This is a genomic window from Vibrio sp. ABG19 (assembly GCF_029962385.1).
GTDB classification, from domain to species: domain Bacteria; phylum Pseudomonadota; class Gammaproteobacteria; order Enterobacterales; family Vibrionaceae; genus Vibrio; species Vibrio ostreae.
The window spans coordinates 284,512-309,399 of sequence record NZ_CP071707.1; the positions used below are offsets into that span (position 1 = coordinate 284,512).

Consider the following 24,888-nt stretch of genomic DNA (forward strand, 5'->3'; position numbering starts at 1 on the left):
TGTAACTCTGAGATCAACAGACAAAAAAGCAGGCTTTCAGCCTCCGGTACTGAGAGCCTGAATAAAAACAGGAAGTCATATGAACAAGTCACCTTCTGCAGATCAATATCAGCAACTTGAACAACGGCTCAGTAGCCAAATTGACGCCGAGCGCATCATTACTCAGCAAGCCAAACGTCTGGCCTACGGCACCGATGCCAGTTTTTATCGTCTGGTACCGAAAATAGTGCTGCGCCTCAACTCTCTGCAGGAGGTCATTTTTGCCATTGAGAGCTGCGCTGCGCTCGGTATCCATTTTACCTTCCGTGCAGCGGGAACCAGCTTGTCGGGCCAGGCCGTGTCGGACTCAGTGCTGATCACCCTGACCGACGACTGGCGCGGTCACCAGATCCTCGATGATGGCCACAAGATTCTCCTTCAGCCCGGCGTCATCGGCTCAGATGCCAATAAATATCTTGCCCCCTACCAACGTAAAATCGGCCCGGATCCTGCCTCGATCAATAGTTGCAAAATCGGTGGTATCGCCGCCAACAACTCGAGCGGCATGTGCTGCGGTACCGCACAAAACTCATACCGCACCGTGGACAGTATGAAAGTGGTCTTTGCCGATGGTTTTGTGCTCGATACCCGTGATGAGGCCAGTGTCGCACGCTTTAAACAGCACAAACCGCAGTTAGTCGCAGGGCTACAGGCACTGTGCGCCGAAACCTTAGCCAATACGGAACTGAGCGAACGTATTCGTCACAAATATCGCTTAAAAAATACGACCGGCTACGCGCTGAATGCGCTGGTCGATTTCAGCGACCCGATTGAAGTTCTGGAACACCTGATGATAGGTTCCGAGGGTACATTGGGATTCATCGCGGAAATTACCTATAACACCGTCATTGAGCATAGCCACAAAGCGTCAGCTCTGCTGGTGTTTGCCGATATTGAGCAGGCCAGTCAGGCCGTGACGAAGCTCTCTCACACACCCGTCGCTGCCGTGGAGATGATGGACGGGCGCGCCATGCGTTCGGTCGCAGACCAAAAAGGCATGCCAGCCTTTATTGCCAACCTGGATCTGGAAGCCGCTTCTCTACTGATTGAAACTCATGCCAGTGATGATGCAACCCTGCAGGCACAATGCGACCAGATTCTTGCCGCCCTGAGTGATTATCAGATTCTGGAGTCCGTGCCGTTTACGTCCGATAGCCGCATGGTCGCGACCCTGTGGGGGATACGTAAAGGCATGTTCCCCGCGGTGGGCGCAGTGCGTGAAGTCGGTACGACCGTGATTATTGAAGATGTCGCTTTCCCGGTCGAATATCTGGCATCGGGTGTGCGCGATCTGCAGACGCTGTTTGATAAATACCACTATAGTGAAGCGATCATTTTTGGTCATGCGCTGGAAGGCAACCTGCATTTTGTCTTTACCCAGGGGTTTGAAAGTCAGCAGGAAATCGATCGCTACGGCGCCTTTATGGATGAGGTCGCTGATCTGGTCGCGGTGAAATATCAGGGCTCACTTAAGGCCGAACACGGCACCGGACGCAACATGGCTCCCTATGTTGAGCTGGAATGGGGCAAAGACGGTTATGCGCTAATGCAGAAAATCAAAGCCTTATTTGACCCGCACGGACTGCTCAATCCCGGCGTCATTATCAATGACGATCCTCACTCCCATATCAGTCATCTCAAACCTATGCCTGCCGCTGACGATCTGGTTAACCGCTGTATTGAGTGCGGATTTTGTGAACCGGTCTGCCCGTCACGCACACTGACCCTGTCACCGCGCCAGCGTATCGTGTTGTATCGCGAACTGCAGCGTCGCCGGGCAGCCGGAGAAGAGGTCGAAGCGAGTGAACTGGCCAAAGTCTTCGAGTACCAGGGTATGGATACTTGTGCGGCAACCGGCTTATGTGCCGAGCGTTGTCCGGTCGGCATCAACACTGGCGATCTGGTCAAAAAACTGCGCAGCGCCAAATACGAAAAATTTACCCCAATCGCGCGCTGGACCGCCGAGCACTTTGCCACCACCACCGCGCTGGCCAGAACCGGCCTCAAAGCCAATCAACTGGCGACCAATACTCTGGGCGCAAAAACCGTCGCCGGCCTGAGCAACGGATTGCGTCGCCTGACCAAAGGCAAAACGCCGCTCTGGATACCGGAAATGCCGCAGGCAAACACGCACCCACTTGAGCGGGCGGCATACAATCTTCCGCAACGAGAAAAGAAAGTGGTCTACGTACCTTCTTGTGCCAGCCGCAATATGGGCCAGCAACAAGATGCGCAGGATCAACGTCCGCTGACAGAAGTAATCTTGTCGCTGCTCAACAAAGCCGGTTATGAAGTGATACTGCCGGATGCGCTCAGTGAGCTGTGCTGCGGTATGCCCTATGACAGCAAAGGGATGAGTGAACTGGCCAGCAGTAAGGCGCAGCAGCTGGAACAAGCCATCTGGCAGGCCAGCAGGCAGGGGGAATATCCGGTGCTGATGGACACCAGTCCGTGTGCCAAACGCAGCATTGAGCAGTTTACTCAACCGCTCGAGGTGCTTGAACCGGCTGGATTTGTCAGTAAATACCTGCTCGATCATCTGGCGATCACGCCGAAAGATGAAACAGTGATGCTGCACATTACCTGCAGTGCACGCCGCCTGGGGCTGGAAAACGCCATGCAGGCTTTGGCCAAAGCCTGCGCGTCAGAAGTCGTGGTACCTGAACATATTCAGTGCTGCGGCTGGGCCGGTGATAAAGGTTTTACCACGCCAGAGCTCAATGCAGCAGCGGTTAAGCCGCTCAGAGAGCAGGTACCAAAGCAGTGCACGCGCGGGTTCAGTAACAGCCGTACCTGTGAAATCGGTTTGTCGCATCATAGCGGCATCCCTTATCAATCCATCTTGTATCTGGTGGATGAAGTGGCCCGCCCGCTGGTCAACTGACACTAATCAGGCACGACAGAGGTAAAAGGCCACAATCAGCAAGGCGCTCCCCGGAGCGCCTTGTGATAAAGCTAAGAGCCAGCAGACGATGCTCAGAACAGACGGCGTTTGAGGCCGGATTTCTCCAGAATGCGGGTCGAAATCTCTTCCACCGATAACGACGAGGTATTGATGTAAGGAATCGCTTCGCGCCGGAACAATCCCTCAACAGTCGCCAGTTCAGTCTGACACTGTTGAGTGCTGGCGTAATTGGAGCCGGCGAGACGGTTTTCACGAATTTCGGTCAGACGCTCGGCGTCAATAGTGAGACCGAACAACTTGTGGCGATGCATCTCAAACTCAGGCAACAGGCGCAGCGCACGGATGTCATCGGCAATAAACGGGTAATTGACGACACGCAGGCCAAACTGCATCGCCATGTAAAGGCTGGTTGGCGTTTTGCCGCTGCGCGATACGCCGAGCAGGATAATATCCGCCTGCTCGAGCCCCTTGAGTGATACACCGTCGTCGTGCGCCAGGGTGTATTCTATCGCCGCAATACGGTCAAAATAGGTATTGGTGTCTTTACCGACACTACGCGAGCGCTGCAACTTCGGCACCGGCTCCATCTGAATATCGTCTCTGACACGCTGCACTATGCTGTCCAGCACATCATAGCAATAAGCTGGCGCATTCAGCAGGCGCTCGCGCAGTTCGGGAACGACCATAGAAAAGAACACCAGCGGACGCACACCATTGCGGGTGTAAGAGAGCTCAATCTGTTTGATCAGCTCGCTGAGCTTGTCGCTGGATTCGATAAACGGGAAGGTTTGTTCGTTGGCCGGAAACGGGAATTGTCCCAGAACCACGTGACCAACGGTTTCACAAGTGATGGCCGTTCCATCGGAAACGTAGAATACATCACGACTTTGACTTTCTGTATGCATTTTTGTTTAAAACTTAAAAATAACTTGATTAGGATGTTACACATAATACCGATAATAAAACCCGGCATACCATTACGCCCCCCACAGCTTTAAAAATTTCCTGTGGATTTTTTTAAAGCTGATGCGTAATCGATTGCCACCCTACAAAGCTGCAATGTTCTGGAGAAAGACATGCAAAACAACACCCTCTGGTATAATGGCCTGTCCATGGAAGATGTCGACAAAGTCGGCGGTAAAAATGCATCACTCGGCGAAATGGTATCTAACCTAGCCAACGCCGGTGTTTCGGTTCCTAATGGTTTTGCAACCACCTCTTACGCATTCAACCAGTTCCTTGATTTTGAAGGCCTGGATGATCGCATTCACGAATTACTGGACGCTCTGGACGTCGAAGATGTTGACGCGCTGCGTAAAACCGGCGCCACGATTCGTCAATGGGTACTGGATGCCCCCTTCCCTGCCGATCTGGAGCGCGACATTCGCGACAACTATGAAACATTGATCGAAGGTAACCAGGATCTCTCTGTGGCAGTGCGTTCATCCGCCACTGCAGAAGACCTGCCAGATGCCTCATTTGCCGGCCAGCAGGAAACTTTCCTCAATGTGAAAGGCATTGATGCCGTTCTGGAAGCCACCAAACACGTTTACGCATCGCTGTTTAACGACCGTGCCATCTCTTACCGTGTACACCAGGGTTTTGACCATCGCGGTATTTCACTGTCTGCCGGTATTCAGCGCATGGTACGTTCAGACAAAGCATCTTCCGGTGTCATGTTCACTCTGGATACGGAATCTGGCTTCGACCAGGTAGTATTCATCACTTCAGCCTGGGGTCTGGGCGAGATGGTGGTTCAGGGTGCGGTTAACCCGGATGAGTTCTACGTGCACAAACCGCTGCTTGAAGCGGGTCAGGCACCGATCGTGAAGAAAACCTTCGGATCGAAACAGATCAAAATGATCTACGCAAACAGCCAGGAAATCGGCAAACAGGTGGAAATCGTCGATACCTCTGAACAAGAGCGCAACGAATTCTCTCTGACCGACGACGAAATCAAAGAACTGGCTAAACAGGCGTTGATCATCGAGAAGCACTACCAGCGTCCGATGGACATTGAATGGGCGAAAGATGGTATCGATGGCAAGCTGTACATCGTACAGGCCCGCCCGGAAACCGTCTGCTCCCAGAGCGAGCAGAACGTGATTGAACGTTACGAACTGAACAACAAAGCCGACGTGCTGATCGAAGGCCGTGCTATCGGCCAGCGTATCGGTAGCGGTACTGTGCGTCTGGTTGATTCGCTGGATCAGATGTCTCTGGTGCAAACCGGTGACATTCTGGTGACTGACATGACTGACCCTGACTGGGAACCGGTAATGAAGAAAGCTTCCGCGATTGTCACCAACCGCGGCGGCCGTACCTGTCACGCTGCCATCATCGCTCGTGAACTGGGTATTCCGGCGATCGTAGGTTGTGGTAACGCCACCAGCACGCTAACCGACGGCGCGACTGTGACTGTCTCTTGTGCAGAAGGTGAAACCGGCTATGTCTACAACGGCCTGCTGGACTTTGAAATCCGCCGCTCTTCCGTGGATGAACTGCCACTGCTGCCAACCAAAGTGATGATGAACGTAGGGAACCCGGATCGTGCTTTCGATTTCGCACAGATCCCGAACGAAGGCGTTGGTCTGGCGCGTCTCGAATTCATTATCAATAAGATGATTGGTATTCACCCGAAAGCACTGTTGAACTTCGACGCGCAAACCGACGAACTGAAAGCAGAAATCAACCAGCGTATCCGCGGTTACAAAGATCCGATTGATTTCTACGTCAGCAAACTGACCGAAGGCATCGCGACTATCGCGGCCGCTTTCTGGCCAAAACGCGTCATCGTGCGTATGTCTGACTTCAAGTCAAACGAATACAGTAACCTAGTCGGTGGTAAAAACTACGAACCGCACGAAGAAAACCCGATGCTGGGCTTCCGTGGTGCATCACGTTACATCTCGCCGGTATTCGAAGACTGTTTCGAGCTGGAAACTCAGGCGGTGAAACGCGTGCGTAACGAAATGGGCCTGAAAAACGTTGAGATCATGATCCCGTTCGTGCGTACTCCAAGCGAAGCGGCCTCGGTGATCGACATTCTGGCTAAGTTTGGTCTGCGCCGCGGCGAACAGGGCCTCAAAGTCATCATGATGTGCGAGCTGCCATCGAACGCCGTACTGGCTGACGAGTTCCTCAAGTACTTTGACGGTTTCTCTATCGGCTCCAACGACATGACTCAGCTGACACTGGGTCTTGACCGTGACTCCGGCGACGTTGCTCATCTGTTCGACGAGCGTAACCCGGCAGTCAAAGTGATGCTGAAGATGGCGATCGATGCGGCAACCAAAGCCGGTAAATACGTCGGTATTTGTGGCCAAGGACCTTCTGACCATGAAGATCTGGCTGAGTGGTTAATGGAACAGGGCATCAGCTCAGTATCATTGAACCCAGATACTGTGATTGACACCTGGATTAAACTGGGTGAAGTCACAGACAAATAATTAGCGCTGCTTAAATGAGAAAAACGCCGGTCATCGCCGGCGTTTTTTTGTGTCCTGGTTAACAAAAAACAATGAATATTTCTTTTTTCCACAAATCATACTATTTCCAGCCAAATAGCCATTCCTATACATTAATTTGAATCACGCAATAAATTCAGGTTCTATCCCATATTCCATGAACGGCTTTCTGAATAAAATCCAGACCATGGTCGATAAACAGAAAGGGATCTCACAGACGATTTATGCCAGTGTCTGGATGGCGTTACTACCTGCGTCGACACAGTACCCAGAGCCTAGAATCAACCCTTAATATCGGCACTCTGCTGGGGCAAATTACCCAAATGTCCGGACAGATAGCCACAGCAATGGAAGAGCTGTCCAGCACCTGTCAGCTTCACACCGACAGCATAGCGGCGATTCATCAGGTCACGGAACAGTCACAACACAGTGTCGCCGACATTGAAAACAGCATCGTCAATATCAAACAAGATACCGCGCGCTTGACCTAACTGTCAGCCACGTTCAGCCGTCATTAAGCTTTAGCGATATAATGCGCCAGTATCACAGCACACATGGTGATACTGGCGCTCATCCACTGACTGTATTTATCTTAGCGGCGTACTGTCAGTCGGCCCGCTAGCGATTGTCTTACAACTCGGTTGAGGTTCACCACCGCGCAGCCACGACGTCCAGCGTCGGCGCGGATTAATAATGAAATCCATCTCGCTATCCAGGCCATTGGCAATCTCGATATCAGCTGTTTGTTTTGCGTGAGGCAAAGCAACTCGCCATTGCCGGCTTTCGATCTGCTGCCCGTGTCTGATCTGGCGCGCCAGAACCGGATTGTAAATATTGAGAATGACCGGGCCGCTTTCATCAATCCCAATCGTCCCGAGGCGGATATTACCGGCAATCATAGGCAGCGGTGCCAACATACACAGCTCGCCGTGCTCATTGCGGCTTAGATAGCGTCCTTCTCCGCCCAGGCCATGTAAGTACAATAAATGCCCATGCGCAGCCTTGGGTATGATCACCATTCCCTCTAAGCCAGCGGGTAAGTGATTAATCACTTCCGATTTGCCCTCCGACCAAACGCTCGCACTAATCAGCGTTAAATACCCGCCCAGCAAAACCGCCGTCCATCGCTTCATATCTTCTCCTCCCCTGCCAGACCATACTGATTGGCCTGTTTCTCACCTGGCAGTAACATCAGTACCAGTAAAATCAGCACGCCAATCGCTGGCACCAAAAACACCAGACTCCACCAACCACTGTGGCCAAGGTCATGCAGACGACGCACCGTCAGTGCCAGCAGTGGTAAAAAGCTTGCGACGCTGTAACCTATTTCGAGCCACGCGGACCATAATGACGCTTGGTGAATATCGAGCGCGATCAACAGCAGACTCACCACCAGGTTGACTGCAAAAAAGGCCCAATAAGCATGGCGCGGGACACGGCCGGAAAAATCCAGTCCATGCTGCCAGGCCAACCAATACCATTTCATAGTTTCAGCTCCTTCACGGCTTAAACAGACAAACTGCATTCATCACGCAGTCAGCTCACTATCGCGATAGAAAGGCTTCTTTGCGTCCTCAAACCGGTTTTAGGTCTGCCTGAATCTGGTTTCAGTCCATTTGAGCTTCACTCCGGACGAGGTAATGGTTAGGCTAGCGCAAGTAAAACTTTGCCATTGCACACATTCCATCATGCCAAGATAAGGAAAACCGATGATCGCGATCCCATTGCCGTTTGTGGTCTCTATGCTGTTAATGCTGCTTGCCGTCATCTTGTGGTGCAAACCAGAGAATGACAGCAAACCGGCCAGCGGCTTTAGCGCGTTATGTGCGGTAACAACCGCCGTGGTGGGAATGCGCTGGAGTTTAGATGTAACTCTGTTGCGCTTATTGCAGCCGATCTTAGCCTCTCTGGTGCCGATGACCGCCTGGTACTGTTTCCAGCGTGCCCATCAAACAGGACGACTGTCACTGTTGCACTGGTCAGGTCCGATGTGTATCACTTTCGCGGTATTCAGCTATCCTTACTGGCATGCACCGCTCGACTTAATGTTAACCCTGCTCTATATCGGCTACGGCATACGACTGCTCTACTCATCGCGCGCTGAAGCGCAGCAAGTACGCGTATCTGATTTGGACAAGGTTCGTTATGCCGAGCAGTTGGCCGGTTGTATGCTGCTGTTCTCAGCCTGTATTGACGGTGCGCTGAGCATTGATTTCAGCTTCAACTCTGGCCGATATGCCATGTATATCCTCGCCATTGGCTACAGCGTGTTGCTGCCGCTTCTGGCCCTCAGCGTAATCCTGGTCAGCCGCAGTACTTTGTCTGACGAGCTAAATAGCCGCAGCCAAGCAGAGACAGCACCAGTAGCAGCAGTAAAAACAACCTCAGCGATGGCTACCAGTGATGCGCAGGCTATCGTGCGCAAACTCGACGATCTGATGCATACCCAGCAAGCCTATCTCGACCCGGACCTCACACTTGATCGTCTGGCGAGAAAGCTGACGATCCCGGCCAAACAGATCTCGGCCGCAGTCAACCAGATCCACGGCCGTAACATTTCCAAACTGCTGAACGAATACCGGATTGAACACGCCAAACAGTATCTGGTAAACAGTGATGAGAGTATTACTCAGGTTTACCTCAGATCCGGCTTTCAAACCAAGTCCAACTTTAATCGCGAATTCAGCCGCGTCACAGGACAGACACCCAGCGCTTATCGTCGCACCATGCAAGCCGAATAAGTATTATCGCCAGCCACGATTGTCAGGCCGCAACCATTAACCGGAACGGACGCCGTCCACACAAACATCAAGCAGGACAGACGTCCTCAAAAAGTGGGACAGACACCCTCAAAAAGTGCGGAATGACCGCAATCTGATTGACCCACAGTCAGGTGCCAACCGCCCTTAAACTGATCGTGACGCATTGTGCTCCACCTCTGTTGTTGCCTGTTTAGAACAGCTGAAATAACCATGCCGAATGTATGTGAAAGCGCTATCAATAAACACTGGTTTTAACATAGTTGTCACAAATAAAATCTAGCGATATTACGTAGGTTTTTTACATCATTTATTAATACAATTGATTGAATTATTAATGATTCACCCTAACTATTCATTAGTCCTGTTGTGGCACCTTTGTTGTTAAATAATTGTTATATCGCAAACTTTATCGCATTAGTTGTGCTTTTTTTGCTAAAAAAATCATCAAAAATATGTAACACTTATACTGTTTTGGTTGTTTAGTTACCAAACTCATCAACTAAACACGTTGTCTGTCGCTGGAGCCAAAGGATGTTCTAGAACACCCCGTTCAATAAAAAACCAAATAAAAAATATTGGACGACGGCTATCTAGTGGTCAGGGCGGATAACGGAGTAGTTATTATCTGCAATTGAGAGAGATTTAAGTCCCATGAAGAAGGTATCTGGTCAAAAAGGATTCAACCAGTTCGGCTCTGCTACGTCTGAAAAACTGGTCGATGTGGTTCTTATCGGTGGCGGTATTATGAGCGCAACGCTCGGCACCTTTATCCAGCAACTTGAGCCAAGCTGGACTATCGAAATGTTTGAGCGTCTGGACGAAGTCGCTCAGGAAAGCTCAAATGGTTGGAATAACGCTGGAACCGGACATTCAGCATTAGCGGAATCAAATTACACCCCTCAAACGCCTGACGGCGAAGTCAAGATGGGCAAAGCGGCTAATATTTACCAGCAATTCCAGCTTTCACGCCAGTTCTGGGCATATTTGGTCCAGGAAGGTTTGATTAAAGACCCGGCTACCTTCATCAACAGTGTTCCTCACATGAGTTTTGTGACCGGTGAGCACAACGTAGAATTTTTGCGCAAGCGTTATCAGCGTCTGCGCACGAGTCCTCTGTTTGACGGCATGGTTTTCTCTGAGGACCGTGAACAGATCAAATCCTGGGCTCCACTCCTGATGGAAAATCGTGATCCAAATCAGCCGATTGCTGCGACCCGCTCACGCTTTGGTACCGATGTTAACTTCGGTGCCCTGACCCACCATATGGTCGATATTCTGCAGCAAAGTGAAAACTTTGCGCTCAGCATGCAGCATGAAGTGCGCACGCTTAAACGTCAAAAAGATGGGACTTGGAAAGTCACAGTGAAAGATCTGACCACCAATACCACGCGTACTGTGCATAGCAAGTATGTGTTTATTGGTGCTGGCGGCGCTTCACTGACTCTGCTGCAAAAATCGGGGATTCCTGAAGCTCGTGCCTATGCGGGTTTCCCGGTCGGCGGCCAGTTTATCGTTTCCGACAATCCGGATATCGTCAACCAACACCGCGCCAAAGTGTATGGTAAAGCGGCCGTCGGCGCGCCACCGATGTCAGTACCGCATATGGACACCCGTATCATCGATGGGAAAAAAGTGGTGTTGTTTGGCCCATTTGCCAGCTTCTCGAGCAAATTCCTTAAGGAGGGTTCGTTACTGGATCTGTTTGGCTCGGTACGCCCGTCAAATGTATTGCCGATGACCCAGGTCGGCCTGAAAAGTTTTGACCTGGTCAAATATTTAGTCGGTCAGCTCGTACAAAGCAATGAAGATCGTATTAACGCATTACGTGAATTCTTCCCCAATGCCAAGGCTGAAGACTGGACTCTATGGCAGGCTGGCCAACGCGTGCAAATAATCAAGAATGTCCCGGGTAAAGGTGGGGAACTCCATCTGGGCTCAGAGCTGGTACACGCCGAAGATGGCAGCCTGACTGCGCTGCTTGGCGCATCCCCGGGCGCTTCTGTTTCAGCCTCTGTAATGCTGGAACTGCTGGAGCGCTGTTTTGCCGACCAAATGGCTTCCGATAAATGGCAAAGTAAGATCAAAGCCATGGTCCCTTCTTACGGTCAGTCACTGCAAGATAATCCAGAGCTCAACCAGAGAATTCTGCTTGAGACCAGCCAGGTACTGCAGCTTGAGCAGGATCTGCTTGAGATTCGCGCCGCGAAAGCTCAGAGCGTGCAGGACAATCAGCAAGCTGTTGCCACTCAGGCTTAAACTGTTATTCATTCGACCCATGCCGCCCAACCGGGCGGCATTTTTGATCCCGCATCATGACTGATGTCAATCACCAGTACAAACGGGACACACAGTACAAACGGGACACACAGCAAAAATCACGCCCCGGAACCGAAGAAAATACGATGACCATTGGTATTTACCTGGGTGCTGATTTATCCAATCGACTCAATCGGTACGGACAAGGTGGCTTTAACCCGATCCAGTGCAACTATGGTGCGAAACCACTTTACGTTAGGATTCGAGTGAAACAATTTATCGCAGATTTGCTGAAAACGTTGCATGTTGGGCACCAGCAGTACCAACATGAAGTCGGCCTCTCCGGTCACGTAATAACACTGCTGAACTTCCGGTCCGGAAAAACTGTGTTTTAATAATTGCAGATCAGTGCTGTGGGTTTTGTCGGCCTGCACTTCCACCAGAATCGTGATCACCTGGTTGAGTTTATTCGGGTCCAGCAGCGCAACGCTAGCCTGGATATAGCCGTTATCCTTAAGTTTCTGGATACGACGCTGTACCGAAGCTGTCGACAAATGCACCATCTCCGCCAACTCACGTAACGGAGTTTGGCAATTGTACTGCAGCTGCTGCAATATTGAGTAATCGTACTTATCTAATGTCATGCCCGCCTCACTCCATGAGAAAATTTCTCATAAACACTATGTATTTAGAGCACCTTTATCAAGTAATACGCAATAAAATATCTCTCTATCGAAATGATCACAGACCTGAACCATGCAGACTCAAACGAACACCGCTCTGGGTGTCACTCTTAACGTTATCGCATCAGGCTTCTTTGCCCTGATGTTTGCTTATACTGCTCTGCTGAAAGACGTCGAGGGCACGGAAATTTATGGCTGGCGTATTGTGTTAACCCTGCCTCTGCTGACTCTGTTTATTGTTATGCGCGGTTACTGGCCGCAAGTGACTACCATATTGCACCGCATCATCAATGAGCGTTATTTCTGGGCAACGCGCATCCTGTCATCATTTCTGGTCGGGCTACAGTTATGGTTATTCATGTGGGCTCCGGTGAACGGCTACGGCCTGGCTGTCTCACTCGGCTACTTTATGATGCCGATTACCATGGTTGTGGTCGGCAGGTTTGCGTTCAACGACAAAATGTCACGCTTACAGCAACTGGCATGCGGCTTCGCAGTCATAGGGGTTCTGAATCAACTGATTATTTCTCAAACCTTGGCCTGGCCTACGCTGGCAATTTGCCTGTGCTACCCAGTCTATTTCTGGCTGCGACTGAAAACCGATACTAACAGTATCGGCGGCGTCTGGTTTGATATGCTGCTGAGCGTACCATTCAGCCTGTATTGTCTGATACACAGCGGGGATGTACTTTCAACCTTGACCACCAGCTACCAACTGCTGTGGCTGGTATTCGGGCTTGGGATTATCAGCGCTATGGCGCTGGCGTTTCAATCCCTTTCCGCGCCTCATCTCAATCTCAGCTTATTTGGTTTATTGATTTACGTTGAACCCGTTATGCTGCTATTCGTGGCGCTGTTACTGGGTGAATCCATCAGCCCTAAAGAATGGCCGACCTACATCGCAATCTGGCTGGCGGTTATGGCGTTAGTCATCGAAGGAATTCGCGGGCTAAAAAACACGCGCACCCAACTCAAAATAAGCCGTCATTCGTAACCCATAGCATTTGCCCCCGAACAACCGGGACAGACACCCACCATCCACAGACAAACGGGACACACGCCCAGTCGAGTGGTGTTCTGGTGGCAGAAGCACGAACTGCCATCGTGTGGCATGACCGGCCGCGCCCAGGTCTATGTTGAACATAAACGTCTAAACATAAACGTCTGTCCCTAAAACGATGTCTGCCCCAAAACAACGGCGTCTGTCCCCAACCCCATTCCCCCAACAAGGTACCGAGCGATCGGCTGAAAATCCGCACTGATTTCACCGCTTAATCTGGCACTATAATGCCGTGGGACGCAGGCGCTCTGATTGCGCCGCGCGGGAGACTGCCCGCTGCGGGTAGAGAACCAATATGATACCGCTCAGAAACGCACTGCATGCGACCCACTGTGCGGCCGACAGCTGTTCACCGTAAATAAGATACCCACTCAGCAACGCAAATACAGTCACCATGAGTGTCATGGGTGCCAATTGACTCATTGGATATTTAAGGACCATTTTGTTCCATACCCAATAGCCAAATAAGGTGGTCGGGTACGCCTGGAACAGAACCGATATCCAGGCATTGATACTCCAATGCTGATAGGTTGCGACAACGCCGTCCCAGCCATTGAATGCCACGCTCAGTACAATTAAAGGCACAGGAGCAAACAACATCCCCCAGATATTAAAAGCAAATGCCTGACGGGTACCTGACTGGCGCACAATCACTCCTGCCAAAGGCCAGCACACCGCCGAGATCATGATGAACATCACCCCGCTCCAGGTCACGTTTCCGTTGGTGTAAATAATTGACACCACAAGCCCGGCTAAGGCCAGCAAAATACCCGCAGCCATACGGCGCGATATCACCTCTTTGTACACCAAGACCCCGACCAGGACAGTCGTCAAAACGTCCGTCTGCAGCAGTACTGATGCCATACCCGACGACAAACCAAATGTGATGGCGCAAGACGCCATACCCCAAATCCCGGTACCAAACACTAAACCGTAACTCACCAAATAACGCCAACCAACATTCGGCCGCCGGATGAAAAAGATGATTGGAAACGTGGCACAAACGAAACGCGCCGCAGCGATGAGCAGCGGGTCTAGTGCGCTGACGCCAAGTTTAATCATAGAAAAGTTGAAGCCCCAAATGGCCATTACACTCATGATGAGCAGTAAATCTCGTCCCTGCATGATTATCTTTCCGCATTGTTTGCCTGGGTTTCAGTGTCGCTTGCCAGATAAAAGCAGTACAGATACAATTTTTGTAATTTTAACCAGTACAGTGGAGATGGTCACCGCATGAGCCGATACAAACAGTTGGCCACCAGATTCATTCAGGACATCGAGGCCGGAAAACTTAATCCGGGCGACCGCATGCTGTCTTTGCGCCAGTTTGCCAGACAACACAGCGTCAGTATTTCCACTGCCGTCAGTTGCTACGCAGAACTTGAGTCGCAAGGTTGGCTGATCGCTCGTCCTCAATCAGGCTTTTTTATCACGCGACACACCCACCGTACCCTGCCACCTGACTGGCAGCCTTTTAGCAGTCAACCCATCACCCCAACAGTGAGCAGACAGCGTACGCTCTCTCCCTGTGGCCCGCTAGGCACATCGCGCTTGCAATTAGATTCTCAGACACAGCGAGCTTTAGAGCGTAGCTTGCGGCGCGCGATAAAACGAGCGGCGGAACAGATCACCTTTTACCCCGAACCTCAGGGCGAATCCGCTTTACGCATAGCACTGGCTGAGCACTTTACCCTTAGCGGATTTCCACTCAGCGAGCACGAGCTGGTGATTACCCACGGCTGTATGGATGCGGTCAGCCACGCGCTGCAAATATGCACCCGTCCCGGCGATACCGTTGCGGTGAGCTCACCTTGCTACAATGGATTACTGGATTTGCTCGCCCAGTTGTCTCTGCGCGTACTTGAAATTCCTTCGCTGCCCGATGGAATTGATTTAGACCAGTTTGAAGCCAAACTGCAACAGCACGAAGTGCAAGCCGGCTTGTTCTGCACGACCCATATGAATCCGCAAGGAATTACGCTCTCCAATGTCCAGAAACAGAGACTGGCACAGTTGGCGAATCAGTATCAGGTACCTGTCATTGAGGATGATGTTTATTTTGAACTACCGCATGCCAGCCAGGCGTCACTGCCAGCCTGTTACCATGACGACGGAGGGTACATGCTGTGGTGCGGCTCGGTCTCAAAAACTTTGTCACCCAGTTACCGGCTCGGCTGGTGCCGCCCCGGGCGCTTTTTCCCAGCGTACAACCGCCGAGCGCTTGGCGTTCCAACCCTGATTCAGTATGCTCTGGCAGATTTTATCGCCAGCGGCGCTTACGCAACTCATCTCAAGCGGGCGCGCCAGCAACTTAACCAGCACAAAATAAGCTATCAAAATTATTTGAGCCAGCATCTGCCATCAGACAGTCGAATGACCCAACCCGATGGAGGCTTAGTGCTGTGGATTCAGATCCCTGGCCTGAACACGGAAGCCCTGGGCCAGGCCGCGGAACAAGCGGGGCTGGATATCCGCATCGGCCCTTGGTTTACCGAATCGGACCGCTATCGAGACTGCCTGCGCATTAATATCGGCTTTGCGCTCGATGAGTATATTAAACAAGAGCTACAACAGCTAATAAATCTTATCGAATACCATATAGAATAAACCTTATTTATCAGTAAATTAACAATACACGTCCTGTTTTTCCTCTATATTATTGTGCGACAGGAACACAACTCGCCCTCCGGAATTGCTGAAGTTGATTCAGCAATCAAAATTTAGCTTCACTTCGCGTATCACTGCCAGCAAGATCACATTGCTATCAGTTGCACATTACCGCTTCCCCTTTATCAGGCGTATGTTTTTGCTGAATCGATTCAGTTATTAAAAATAACAACAAAAGATAAGGAAAGAACATGAAAATCAAAACTTCGTACGCTGCCATCCTGCTCAGTTTAGCCGCAATGAATACTCAGGCCGTTGAGTTTGTGCTAACCAATTCTGCCAGCGGTGAAGATGTCGGCAACTGGCAAGTCAGCAACCAATCGTTAGGTTTATCGGCTAACACGCCTTTCTCAGTAGAAAAACGCCGCCTGCATGGCGGAAAGCAGCTGGGGGTGGACGTACTCATCGTTAATAATGGTGAACTGACGATCACTCTTGTTCCAACCCGCGGCATGGGGATACTCAAGGTCGAACGGGATGGCAAACGTATTCTGGGCTGGGACTCCCCGGTCAAAGAAGTGGTTAACCCGGCCTTTATCGATTTGGAAAGCCGCAACGGTCTGGGATGGCTGGACGGATTTAATGAAATGCTGGTGCGCTGTGGTTATGAATGGACCGGACACCCTGGCGTGGATGACAACGGACAACTGCTGAGCCTGCATGGTCGCGTGCAGAATACACCGGCTTCCAGCGTCAAAGTAACTATTGATGACGCTGCGCCGCACAAAATAACGATTGAAGGCGAAGTCTCTGAACGTACCTTCAAAAAAGCAGAGTTGGTTACCCTGACCAAACTGGAGGTGACTCCGGGCTCTAACCGCTTTTCCTTGCATGACACCCTGACCAACCAAGCAGACTATGACGATGAATACCAGATCATCTACCACTCCAACTTTGGCCGCCCCATCCTGGAACAGGGTGCGAAAGTGACCGCCGCAGCGAGTGAAATTTCTCCCTTCAATGACTACGCCAAGGCTGGCCTGAAAGAGTGGCAAACCTACCTCGGCCCGACAAAAAACTTTGATGAGATGGTATTTAACCTCAAACCAATCGGTGATGCGGACGGCAACAGCCTGGCGGTTTTACACAACAAGAACGGCTCTAGCGGTGTTGCGCTGGGCTACAACGTCACTCAGTTACCGGTGCTGACATTATGGAAAAACACCGACACCGAACAACAGGGCTATGTGACGGGCATTGAGCCGGGCACAAGCTATGCCTATAACACCAAGTACCAGCGCCCGCTCGGGCTGGTCCCGACCATCAAGGCTGGCGAAAGCAAACACTTTGATGTCACATACACTGTGCTGCGCAATAACAAAGAAGTCTCTCAGGCGGTGAACAAAGTCAAGGAAATTCAGGGACAGACGCCACTCAAACAGCTTACGCAACCACTGGTTGATTTAAGCAAAGCAGACTAATAGAACAACCGGCAGGGTTAATATTCGCCCTGCCGGTTGTCCCCCCTCCCCCCAATTGTATGTGGGACAGATGTTTTTAACTGGGACAGACGCTCTGCCCTAACACTGCATTTCCCATACTTGAACCACAGCCAAATTGCACGACTCTCCAAGCTGACCCGCAGTTCTTTTATCTCCGGTTGCGAAAACTCTGATTGGATCCACAATCTGTCCATGCCTGTACAAAAGAGTCAACCATCATGACCACAGCCCGTGCCAAACTTATTTGTCCGCAAATAACGCCCTATTATCATTGCGTGTCACGCTGTGTCCGACGTTCATTCTTATGCGGCCAGGATCACGTCTCTGGTCGTTCCTACGAGCATCGCCGCCAATGGGTCGAAGACAAAATCCTTCATCTCGCAGCTATCTACTGCATCGATATCTGCGCCTATGCTGTAATGAGCAACCACTACCACTTGGTGGTGCGTATTGACCACGAGTCTGCGTTAGCATTATCCCCGGCTGAAGTCATCGAACGCTGGAGTATCGATCACCACTTACCGGCAATCATACAGCGATTTAAATCCGCTCAGACAACCCAGCCAGAAAATGATAAGTGCATGAAAATCATAGAGACATGGCGGGAAAGATTGTCTTCTCTCAGTTGGTTTATGAAAGAACTCAATTTTGATATCGCTCTTCAAGCGAACAAAGAAGACGAATGTACCGGACATTTTTGGGAAGGGCGGTTCAAGTCCCAGGCGCTATTGGATGAAAAGGCACTCCTGGCAGCAATGGCTTACGTTGACCTGAACCCGGTACGAGCCAAAGAAGCATCAACGCCGGAAAAATCCAGATACACTTCACTCAAACTGAGACTGAGTAAAGCGGCAAAAGGTCTAACTCAATCGCCGCCATTACTTAATTTTGTTGGCTTTAATGGCTCTTTGCAAACCAAAGGCCTTCCTTTTTCCTTCCAAGATTATCTGCATCTGGTGGATTGGCTAGGCAGACAGATTAAGCCGGATAAGGCCGGGCATATCTCTTCTGCACAACCGGATATCCTCACCCGTTTGGCGTTGTCAGCACATGATTGTCTCTATCTTTGCACCCAACTCGAAGCGAAACCACGCTTGTGGATAGGTGGCGCACAAAAATTACTGAGTGCCAAAAACCGGTTAAATCGCCGCCGCATGGTAGGCCTGGTGATCTCTTAACCCCAATAACGTCCGCTCTCTCGCCTTCAATACTCACTATTTTGATCTCCGCTAAACATATCACTCGCTCTAGTGGCTACAGCACGGTTTCACAACAGCATTAATTCATATTAGCCACACAAGCCTGAGAATTAGCAAGCCATAATAAACATGCCTGTCCTTTACGTCATCTCACCACACAAGCCTGCCGGCACGCCTGTCCCAACAATAACCCCATCAGTGAGAACTTACTTGATAATTCAATGAAATTAAGTAACTTGGCATTAAATATGAGTAGAAAGTCAGACGGAAAACATAGATGGAACTGGATCTTTATGTGGTGGATGCATTCACCCAGCAGCAGTTTAGTGGCAATTCAGCCGCGGTTATACCGATTAACGAATGGCTGAGTGATGAACTCATGCTCTCTATCGCACAAGAAAACAACCTGTCCGAAACTGCATTTGTTAAACGTCTCGGACAAGATCACTACGCGATTCGCTGGTTCTCCCCGATTACGGAAATCGACTTTTGTGGGCACGCCACCCTAGCTTCAGCTTATGTGCTATTTAACCATTTCAACACCGGGCACAAACTGACATTTGATACGCTTGCAGTGGGTACCCTGAATGTCACTCAGGCTGAAGATAAACTGATTTCGATGAGTTTTCCTAATCGAGCGCCTCACCCTATCAATCAAGTCCCAGCAGCGCTGCTCGAAGGACTTTCCATCAAACCGGATGAAATCTGGCTCAGCCCACAAGCCTATTTTGCAATTTATCATGATGAAGCCTCAGTGCTTAACGTGCTGCGTAATAATGAGAATCTCAAACAACTGGCGCCGTTTGATGTTGTCGCCACTGCACTTTCGACCAACTATGATTTCATGTCACGCTACTTTTGGCCGGCCAATGGCGGTGACGAGGATCCGGTAACAGGTTCAATTCACGCGGGTTTGGTACCATTCTGGTCAGAAAGACTCAATAAAACAGAATTGATCGCTTATCAGGCATCAGCACGCGGCGGCATTTTGCATTGCCGTTTAGAAGAAGAAAGAGTGATAGTGGCTGGGCATGCTGTTTTATATTTGCAGGGTAAGATAAACGTCAGCTAAGCGTCTGTCCTGTTTACGTTTCTTTCTATTCAAGTTGCAGGCTTAGATTAGGCGAACGGTGCCTGTCCACCTATAAAACAAGCCTGCCCCGAACAGGGCAGGCTTAATAACATCAGCGAAGGGCAGCATGTACTGGCGCCTGTCCTTGTTAACGCCTGTCCTTGTTAACCCTGTTCGGCCGGAAGCACATTTACTTCAAGCTAGCGCTGCACTTGCGATAACTTATCCGGATTAACGTTACCCAGCAGAGCAGGGTTAGCGCCTTCAATCTCAGCACGAATTGCTTTAACTTGTGCGGCATCCACCGCTTTAGCCTGGTTGCCCCAGCTGGAGCGGATAAAGTTCACTACTTCAGCCACTTCCTGGTCGCTCAAACGCCAGCCAAACGGAGGCATGGTGATCGCACTCGGTGCCTGCTGTGTGCCGGGCAGCGTGCTACCAGCCAACACAACGTGGATCAGCGAGGTTGCATCTTCGGTCTGCACCACGGAATTCCCGCGCAGGGCCGGGAAGAAGTGGTCGTAACCACTGCCGTCACTCTTGTGACAAGCCGCACAGCTATCGATATACACCGCAGCGCCTGGTTTACTGTCATCGCCATGCCACAACGCGTTGGCCACACTGCCATCGGGTTTAAACGACGCTTGCTGCGGATCTTTTGCCGGCAAGGATTTCAGGTAGCGGGCAATCGCAGTCAGATCCTCCTGCGACAGGTATTGCAGGCTGTGCTCAACCACATCCGTCATCCCGCCAAACACGGCGGTATGCGAGTTACGGCCGGTTTTGAGGAAAGTGACCAGCTCCTGCTCACTCCATTGCCCCAGGCCATCTTTATTATCGCCACGCAAATTCTTCGCCACCCAACCTTCCATCGGGTCACCGCCGGATAAGTAGTCCGCTCCCTCGCCGTCGCTCAGCGCTTTTTCCTGCATGGTTATGGCACGTGGGGTATGGCAAGCCCCGCAGTGACCCAGACCCTGAACCAGATAACGGCCACGCTCGGTCGCCACATCCGCATAGCTGTCAGCGCTAAAGTCCTGCACCCCAGGCGCAAACATACCGCGCCACAGGCTCAGCGGCCAGCGCATCGACAGCGGCCACGGAATATCCACGGCATGGTTAGCCTGCTTCACCGGCTTAACCCCTTGCATGAAGTAAGCATACAGTGCACGCATGTCCTGCTTACTGACAATGGCGTAAGAAGGATACGGCATCGCAGGATACAGGCTGTCACCATCCTTTCTTACCCCATGGCGTACTGCCTGGTCAAAGTCCTCAAAGCTGTAGCCACCAATTCCGGTCTCTTTATCCGGGGTGATATTGGTACTGTAGATATTGCCAATCGGGGTCGGCATCGACAGACCACCGGCAAACGGCGCGCCCCCTTGTGCGGTGTGGCAAGCCACACAGTCTCCGGCGCGGGCCAGATATTCGCCGCGAGCCACCAAATCAGACTCAGGCGTCTGTCCCATAGCAGCGGCGCTTAATCCGCCAAGTAACAGGCAAGCAAACAGTTTTTTCATCATGCCTCTCCTTACGCCTGAACCAATGGACCTGGATTTTTCAGGTATTGTTCGCGAATCGCTCTGGCGGACCAGTAGGTCAGTGCCGCAACCATACCGGTCGGGTTGTAACCCAGCCCCTGCGGGAACGCAGAAGCGCCCGGCACAAACACATTGTGCACATCCCAGCTTTGCAGATAGCGGTTCACTGCACTGGTTTTCGGGTTTTCCCCCATCACCGCGCCACCATTAAGGTGAGTGGTCTGATACTTACGGGCATCGAAATGCTCGCCGGCTTGTTTGGCACTGCCGCTCATCGCTTGCGGATTCATCGCCCTGGCAATGTTAGCCATCTTGTTGTGCATAAACTGCGACATCTTGATGTCGTTCTCTTGCCAGTCGAATGTCATACGCAGCAAAGGCTGACCATGCACATCGGTATAGTTAGGATCAAGATCCATGTAATTGACCCGGTAAGACTGGTGCGCGCCGTGCGCGTCCATCGACACATGATGGTTATAAGCCTGCTTAATCGCGCCTTTCCACTCGCTACCCCAGGCAGGAGCACCCGGTGCAGTCGGCAAACCGGAGATTGGCTTGGTACCCGCCTGGTTAACCCAGAACGGTGAGCCGCCCACAAAGCCGTGCGGTCCGTGATCGAAGTTATCAGCGTTGAAGTCATCCACCGCCACCCCAGCACCGCCGGCACCAATGAAGTTATTGGTGTAGGTATTTTGATCGAAAAACGCCTTGATGGTCGACAGGTTCTGATAGGCGAAATTACGCCCCACCACCCCTTCATTGGTGATGGGGTTATAGGGCTGGCCGATACCGGACAACAGCATCAGATGAACGTTATGGAATTGGAACGCCGCCAGAACCACGATGTCCGCCGGTTGTTCGACTTCTTGGCCTTGTGCATCTATGTAAGTCACTCCCGTAGCTTTCTTTTTATCGTCTGTCAGATTCACGCGCAGCACATAAGAGTTAGCGCGCAGTTCAAATTTCGGCTCTTGCTTCAGTGCTGGCCAGATATTCACATTCGGTGATGCTTTGGAATACATGTAACAGGCGTAACCACTGCAGTAACCGCAGAAATTACACGGCCCCATCTGGGCACCATAGGTGTTCGTGTAAGGACCGGAAGTATTGGCTGACGGCAGGTCATAGGGATGATAACCGACGGATTCAGCGGCTTGAGCAAACATTTGCGCTGAATGAGTACGCTTTTGCGCTTGGAGCGGAAAGCGATCGGAACGATCCGGCGCATACGGGTTACCGCCTTTGCCTTTACCGATCACCTGGCCCCTGACCGACCACTCCGAGCCCGAGGTGCCGAACACTTTCTCCGCTTTATCAAAGAAAGGCTCTAGTTCCTGATAAGAGACACCGAAATCCTGAATCGTCATCCCTTCCGGAATGAAGCGCTTGCCATAGCGCTCTTCATAATGGCTGCGCAGGCGCAGCTCGACCGGGTCGACCCGAAAATGCACGCCAGACCAGTGCAATCCTGCGCCGCCTGTCCCGTTGCCGGGTAAAAACACCGCCAGCTGACGGTAAGGCACCGCCGTCTGCGCGTCGTTGTGGCGAAACGTCACTGTACTTTTGGACAGATCTTGGAACAGTTTGCGCCGCGTGTTATAGGTCAGCTCGTCAATAGTTTGTGGATACGCACCATCGGGATAGGTATCGCGCATCGGGCCGCGCTCTAGCGCCACCACATTCAAGCCGGCTTCTGTCAGCTCTTTGGCCATAATAGAACCAGCCCAGCCGAAGCCAACAATCACAGCATCGGCTTTTTTCATCTGTTTTGCCATGCTTTAACCTCGCTGACCTGTAATAGAAACCGGTGGGAATGGGTAGGCCTCATCACGCTCAACCCAGTCCATAAAATCAGCGCGCGCGCCGGGAAACCCAATCAAATTCCAGCCGACCATGTTCTGGTTGCCGCCATGAATCGGATCGCTGAAGAAACCTTCCCGCGTATTCTGCAGTAAGGTGGCAAAAAACAGGCTGGCTGGCAGCTGCTCAAAATTCACCTGATCATTTTCCATCTGGCTGAGCAATTGGGTTTGTTTGCTGACACTCAACTTGGTAAAACGCTGACCCATTTTCTGCTGCGCAACCTTTTCGGCTTCTGCGATGCCAAGCTTATAGATATCACGTGGCACCAGCGGGCGCTGATAGCCCAGCTCTGGAGCGGCCTCCGGGTTAAACGGCCCTTGCATATACCAGTTCGATCCGCTGCCATAAGGCGTATTCATCTGACGGTCGATAAACTCAGGTACGCCCGCTTCCAGAGCGCCCGGACCATATTGGTCATTGGGAATCAACACTGCGACGGCCGCTTCAATAAAAGCAAACTCTTCGCTGCTAAAAAAGGTCGGGAAATAGTCTCGTGCTTGCTGATTATCTGTCTCGCTTGCAGCTTCGGAAGTAAGGGATGCCGCGCGAGCGACTGATGAAGAGGTCAATCCCCCAAGGGAACTGCCAATGGCAACTGTGGGGATCAAGGCTAAGGTCCTGGCCAGAAAATCGCGGCGTAGCGCACTATCCGGCGTGTCATTTTTGTTAGACATTGCTAGGTTCCATTAATAATTATAATAAAATGTGACTAAAATCTCTTTTTTGTTATAAATTATTTCAGGAATTATTTTGTGAATCAGATCTCATATAAAAAATGTCAATACGAAATTGGAACAAAATTTCAATGACAATCGTCACATAAAATTCACCAAAATAATGACAGACATCAAATAAATTAACTCTTCAGATAACATAGATTGCTAGCACTCGTTGTTGACCGAGGTGAGTCCGCGTAAAACTCGCCCACCCAAGAGTCGCAAACTCAACCGCAGCTCAGATTGTTGTCTATGGCTTCTTTGGCTAACATGCACCTTGCCGCATCGCTCTGCCTCCTGATTTAAATCCTTTGTACTCAGTGACCAGCGTCCGTGGCATACCACCGTCCTGCCAACTCATCTCAGGAGACTTCATTCGTGCGCGACCGACTCTCTATCCGCTCTTACAGTGCGCACGCCACCAGCCATCTGCATCACTATCATCAGGTTGTGATCCCGTTATCCGGGTCTATTGAACTGGAACTGGGTGGCAGTGCCAAACCGCTGCGGGCGGGGATTGGGGATTGTGTGGTGATCCGCGCAGCCACGCGCCACGATTTCCGGGCATCGTCAGCTTTTCGCTTTTTGGTCGCCGACCTCTCTCAGCTACCGGATAACCTGGCTCATTCTGAGGTCACCGATTTCATACTCGACGCCCCGGCACTGGCCTTCGCACAGTTTGTCGATTCACAGTTAAGCAGCGAGGTGGACAATAGAATTGAAGATAAAATACTGGATCTTTTTCTCGATTTGCTTGCCCGTCAACGCCTTGCCGCACCGCTAGACAACCGGATTCAGAAGGCGCTGCAGGTAATGCGTGATAATCTGGCCATGCCACTCACCATAAATCAGTTAGCCCGTGTCGCCTGTCTGAGCAGTACCCAATACAAGACTCTGTTCAAAGCCAGTATGGGCATGACCACTTTTCAGTACCTGACCAAGCTACGTATGGAGCGGGCACGTGCTCTGTTGTCTCACTCCGATCTGCCGATCGCTCTGATTGCCGAACAAGTCGGTTTTGTTGACCCCTCAGCATTTAGCCGTAGTTTCAGCCGTTATTTTGGCCAGCCGCCAAAATACTTTAATGCCCGAAGAGGCTAACCACCGCCGGACGTAACACCATCGTTTCAGCGTAGCAAAACGTCTTGTCAGCACAATTTTTTCTTTTGATTGCTATACGATTTCCCGGTCAATATTGATTTCATAAGGCCGG

The 24,888-nt window shown here is 51.1% G+C and carries 19 protein-coding genes; 11 read left to right on the top strand and 8 right to left on the bottom strand.

Going from position 1 to position 24,888, the window contains the following annotated elements; genetic code table 11:
• Positions 1-79: 79 nt before the first annotated feature.
• Positions 80-2,923, top strand: coding sequence for an FAD-binding and (Fe-S)-binding domain-containing protein (locus J0X00_RS01265; RefSeq protein ID WP_282476794.1), 2,844 nt, complete (start codon positions 80-82; stop codon positions 2,921-2,923).
• 92 nt (positions 2,924-3,015) lie between these two features.
• Here J0X00_RS01265 and J0X00_RS01270 read toward each other — a convergent pair whose 3' ends face one another.
• A complete protein-coding gene (locus J0X00_RS01270; RefSeq protein WP_136483768.1) occupies positions 3,016-3,849 on the bottom strand; it encodes a pyruvate, water dikinase regulatory protein in 834 nt (277 codons plus the stop codon).
• Positions 3,850-4,020: 171 nt separating this feature from the next.
• On the opposite strand from J0X00_RS01270, the gene ppsA reads away from it, so the two are divergent.
• Positions 4,021-6,393: a phosphoenolpyruvate synthase gene (ppsA, locus tag J0X00_RS01275; RefSeq protein ID WP_282476795.1), complete on the top strand. Its 2,373-nt coding sequence runs from the start codon at positions 4,021-4,023 to the stop codon at positions 6,391-6,393.
• Between the two features lie 242 nt (positions 6,394-6,635).
• Positions 6,636-6,902, top strand: a complete 267-nt coding sequence (locus tag J0X00_RS01280; RefSeq protein ID WP_282476796.1) for a hypothetical protein — start codon at positions 6,636-6,638, stop codon at positions 6,900-6,902.
• A 96-nt stretch (positions 6,903-6,998) separates the two neighbouring features.
• On the opposite strand, the gene J0X00_RS01285 is transcribed toward J0X00_RS01280, so the two are convergent.
• Positions 6,999-7,544: a hypothetical protein gene (locus J0X00_RS01285; protein WP_282476797.1), complete on the bottom strand. Its 546-nt coding sequence runs from the start codon at positions 7,542-7,544 to the stop codon at positions 6,999-7,001.
• A complete protein-coding gene (locus tag J0X00_RS01290; protein ID WP_282476798.1) occupies positions 7,541-7,897 on the bottom strand; it encodes a DUF805 domain-containing protein in 357 nt (118 codons plus the stop codon). The genes J0X00_RS01285 and J0X00_RS01290 overlap by 4 nt, the downstream gene beginning before the upstream one ends.
• Positions 7,898-8,120: 223 nt before the next feature.
• Here J0X00_RS01290 and J0X00_RS01295 point away from each other — a divergent pair, with 223 nt between their 5' ends.
• Both J0X00_RS01295 and mqo read left to right on the top strand, forming a co-directional pair.
• Positions 8,121-9,152 (top strand): AraC family transcriptional regulator, encoded by a 1,032-nt coding sequence (locus J0X00_RS01295; RefSeq protein WP_282476799.1) that lies wholly within the window; start codon positions 8,121-8,123, stop codon positions 9,150-9,152.
• Positions 9,153-9,824: 672 nt separating this feature from the next.
• A complete protein-coding gene (gene mqo / locus J0X00_RS01300) occupies positions 9,825-11,429 on the top strand; it encodes a malate dehydrogenase (quinone) (protein WP_218561572.1) in 1,605 nt (534 codons plus the stop codon).
• Between the two features lie 176 nt (positions 11,430-11,605).
• Here mqo and J0X00_RS01305 read toward each other — a convergent pair whose 3' ends face one another.
• On the bottom strand, positions 11,606-12,073 hold the full coding sequence (locus J0X00_RS01305; RefSeq protein ID WP_218561573.1) for an Lrp/AsnC family transcriptional regulator: 468 nt from the start codon (positions 12,071-12,073) through the stop codon (positions 11,606-11,608).
• A 112-nt stretch (positions 12,074-12,185) separates the two neighbouring features.
• On the opposite strand from J0X00_RS01305, the gene rarD reads away from it, so the two are divergent.
• The gene (rarD, locus tag J0X00_RS01310) at positions 12,186-13,106 is read left to right on the top strand and encodes an EamA family transporter RarD (protein ID WP_136483761.1); all 921 of its coding nucleotides are present in this window, start codon (positions 12,186-12,188) and stop codon (positions 13,104-13,106) included.
• 288 nt (positions 13,107-13,394) lie between these two features.
• Here the strand turns inward: rarD and J0X00_RS01315 are convergent, their stop codons facing one another.
• A complete protein-coding gene (locus tag J0X00_RS01315; protein WP_218561575.1) occupies positions 13,395-14,297 on the bottom strand; it encodes an EamA family transporter in 903 nt (300 codons plus the stop codon).
• A gap of 108 nt (positions 14,298-14,405) precedes the next feature.
• Between J0X00_RS01315 and J0X00_RS01320 the strand changes: the two genes are divergently transcribed.
• From J0X00_RS01320 to J0X00_RS01335, 4 genes are all read left to right on the top strand, one after another.
• Positions 14,406-15,779 (top strand): PLP-dependent aminotransferase family protein, encoded by a 1,374-nt coding sequence (locus tag J0X00_RS01320; RefSeq protein WP_218561576.1) that lies wholly within the window; start codon positions 14,406-14,408, stop codon positions 15,777-15,779.
• Between the two features lie 251 nt (positions 15,780-16,030).
• Positions 16,031-17,260, top strand: coding sequence for an aldose 1-epimerase family protein (locus J0X00_RS01325; protein ID WP_282476800.1), 1,230 nt, complete (start codon positions 16,031-16,033; stop codon positions 17,258-17,260).
• A gap of 239 nt (positions 17,261-17,499) precedes the next feature.
• Positions 17,500-18,459 carry a transposase gene (locus J0X00_RS01330; protein ID WP_282476801.1) on the top strand — a complete coding sequence of 320 codons (960 nt, stop codon included), beginning with the start codon at positions 17,500-17,502 and terminating at the stop codon, positions 18,457-18,459.
• A gap of 298 nt (positions 18,460-18,757) precedes the next feature.
• On the top strand, positions 18,758-19,552 hold the full coding sequence (locus J0X00_RS01335; RefSeq protein ID WP_282476802.1) for a PhzF family phenazine biosynthesis protein: 795 nt from the start codon (positions 18,758-18,760) through the stop codon (positions 19,550-19,552).
• A 200-nt stretch (positions 19,553-19,752) separates the two neighbouring features.
• Here J0X00_RS01335 and J0X00_RS01340 read toward each other — a convergent pair whose 3' ends face one another.
• From J0X00_RS01340 to J0X00_RS01350, 3 genes are read right to left on the bottom strand one after another with little or no spacing between them, the layout of a single operon-like run.
• Positions 19,753-21,078 (bottom strand): cytochrome c, encoded by a 1,326-nt coding sequence (locus tag J0X00_RS01340; RefSeq protein WP_282476803.1) that lies wholly within the window; start codon positions 21,076-21,078, stop codon positions 19,753-19,755.
• An 8-nt stretch (positions 21,079-21,086) separates the two neighbouring features.
• Positions 21,087-22,871, bottom strand: coding sequence for a GMC family oxidoreductase (locus J0X00_RS01345; protein WP_282476804.1), 1,785 nt, complete (start codon positions 22,869-22,871; stop codon positions 21,087-21,089).
• 3 nt (positions 22,872-22,874) lie between these two features.
• Positions 22,875-23,633 (bottom strand): gluconate 2-dehydrogenase subunit 3 family protein, encoded by a 759-nt coding sequence (locus J0X00_RS01350; RefSeq protein ID WP_282476805.1) that lies wholly within the window; start codon positions 23,631-23,633, stop codon positions 22,875-22,877.
• Positions 23,634-24,053: 420 nt separating this feature from the next.
• Between J0X00_RS01350 and J0X00_RS01355 the strand changes: the two genes are divergently transcribed.
• On the top strand, positions 24,054-24,776 hold the full coding sequence (locus J0X00_RS01355; protein ID WP_282476806.1) for a helix-turn-helix domain-containing protein: 723 nt from the start codon (positions 24,054-24,056) through the stop codon (positions 24,774-24,776).
• The last annotated feature ends 112 nt before the right edge of the window (positions 24,777-24,888 follow it).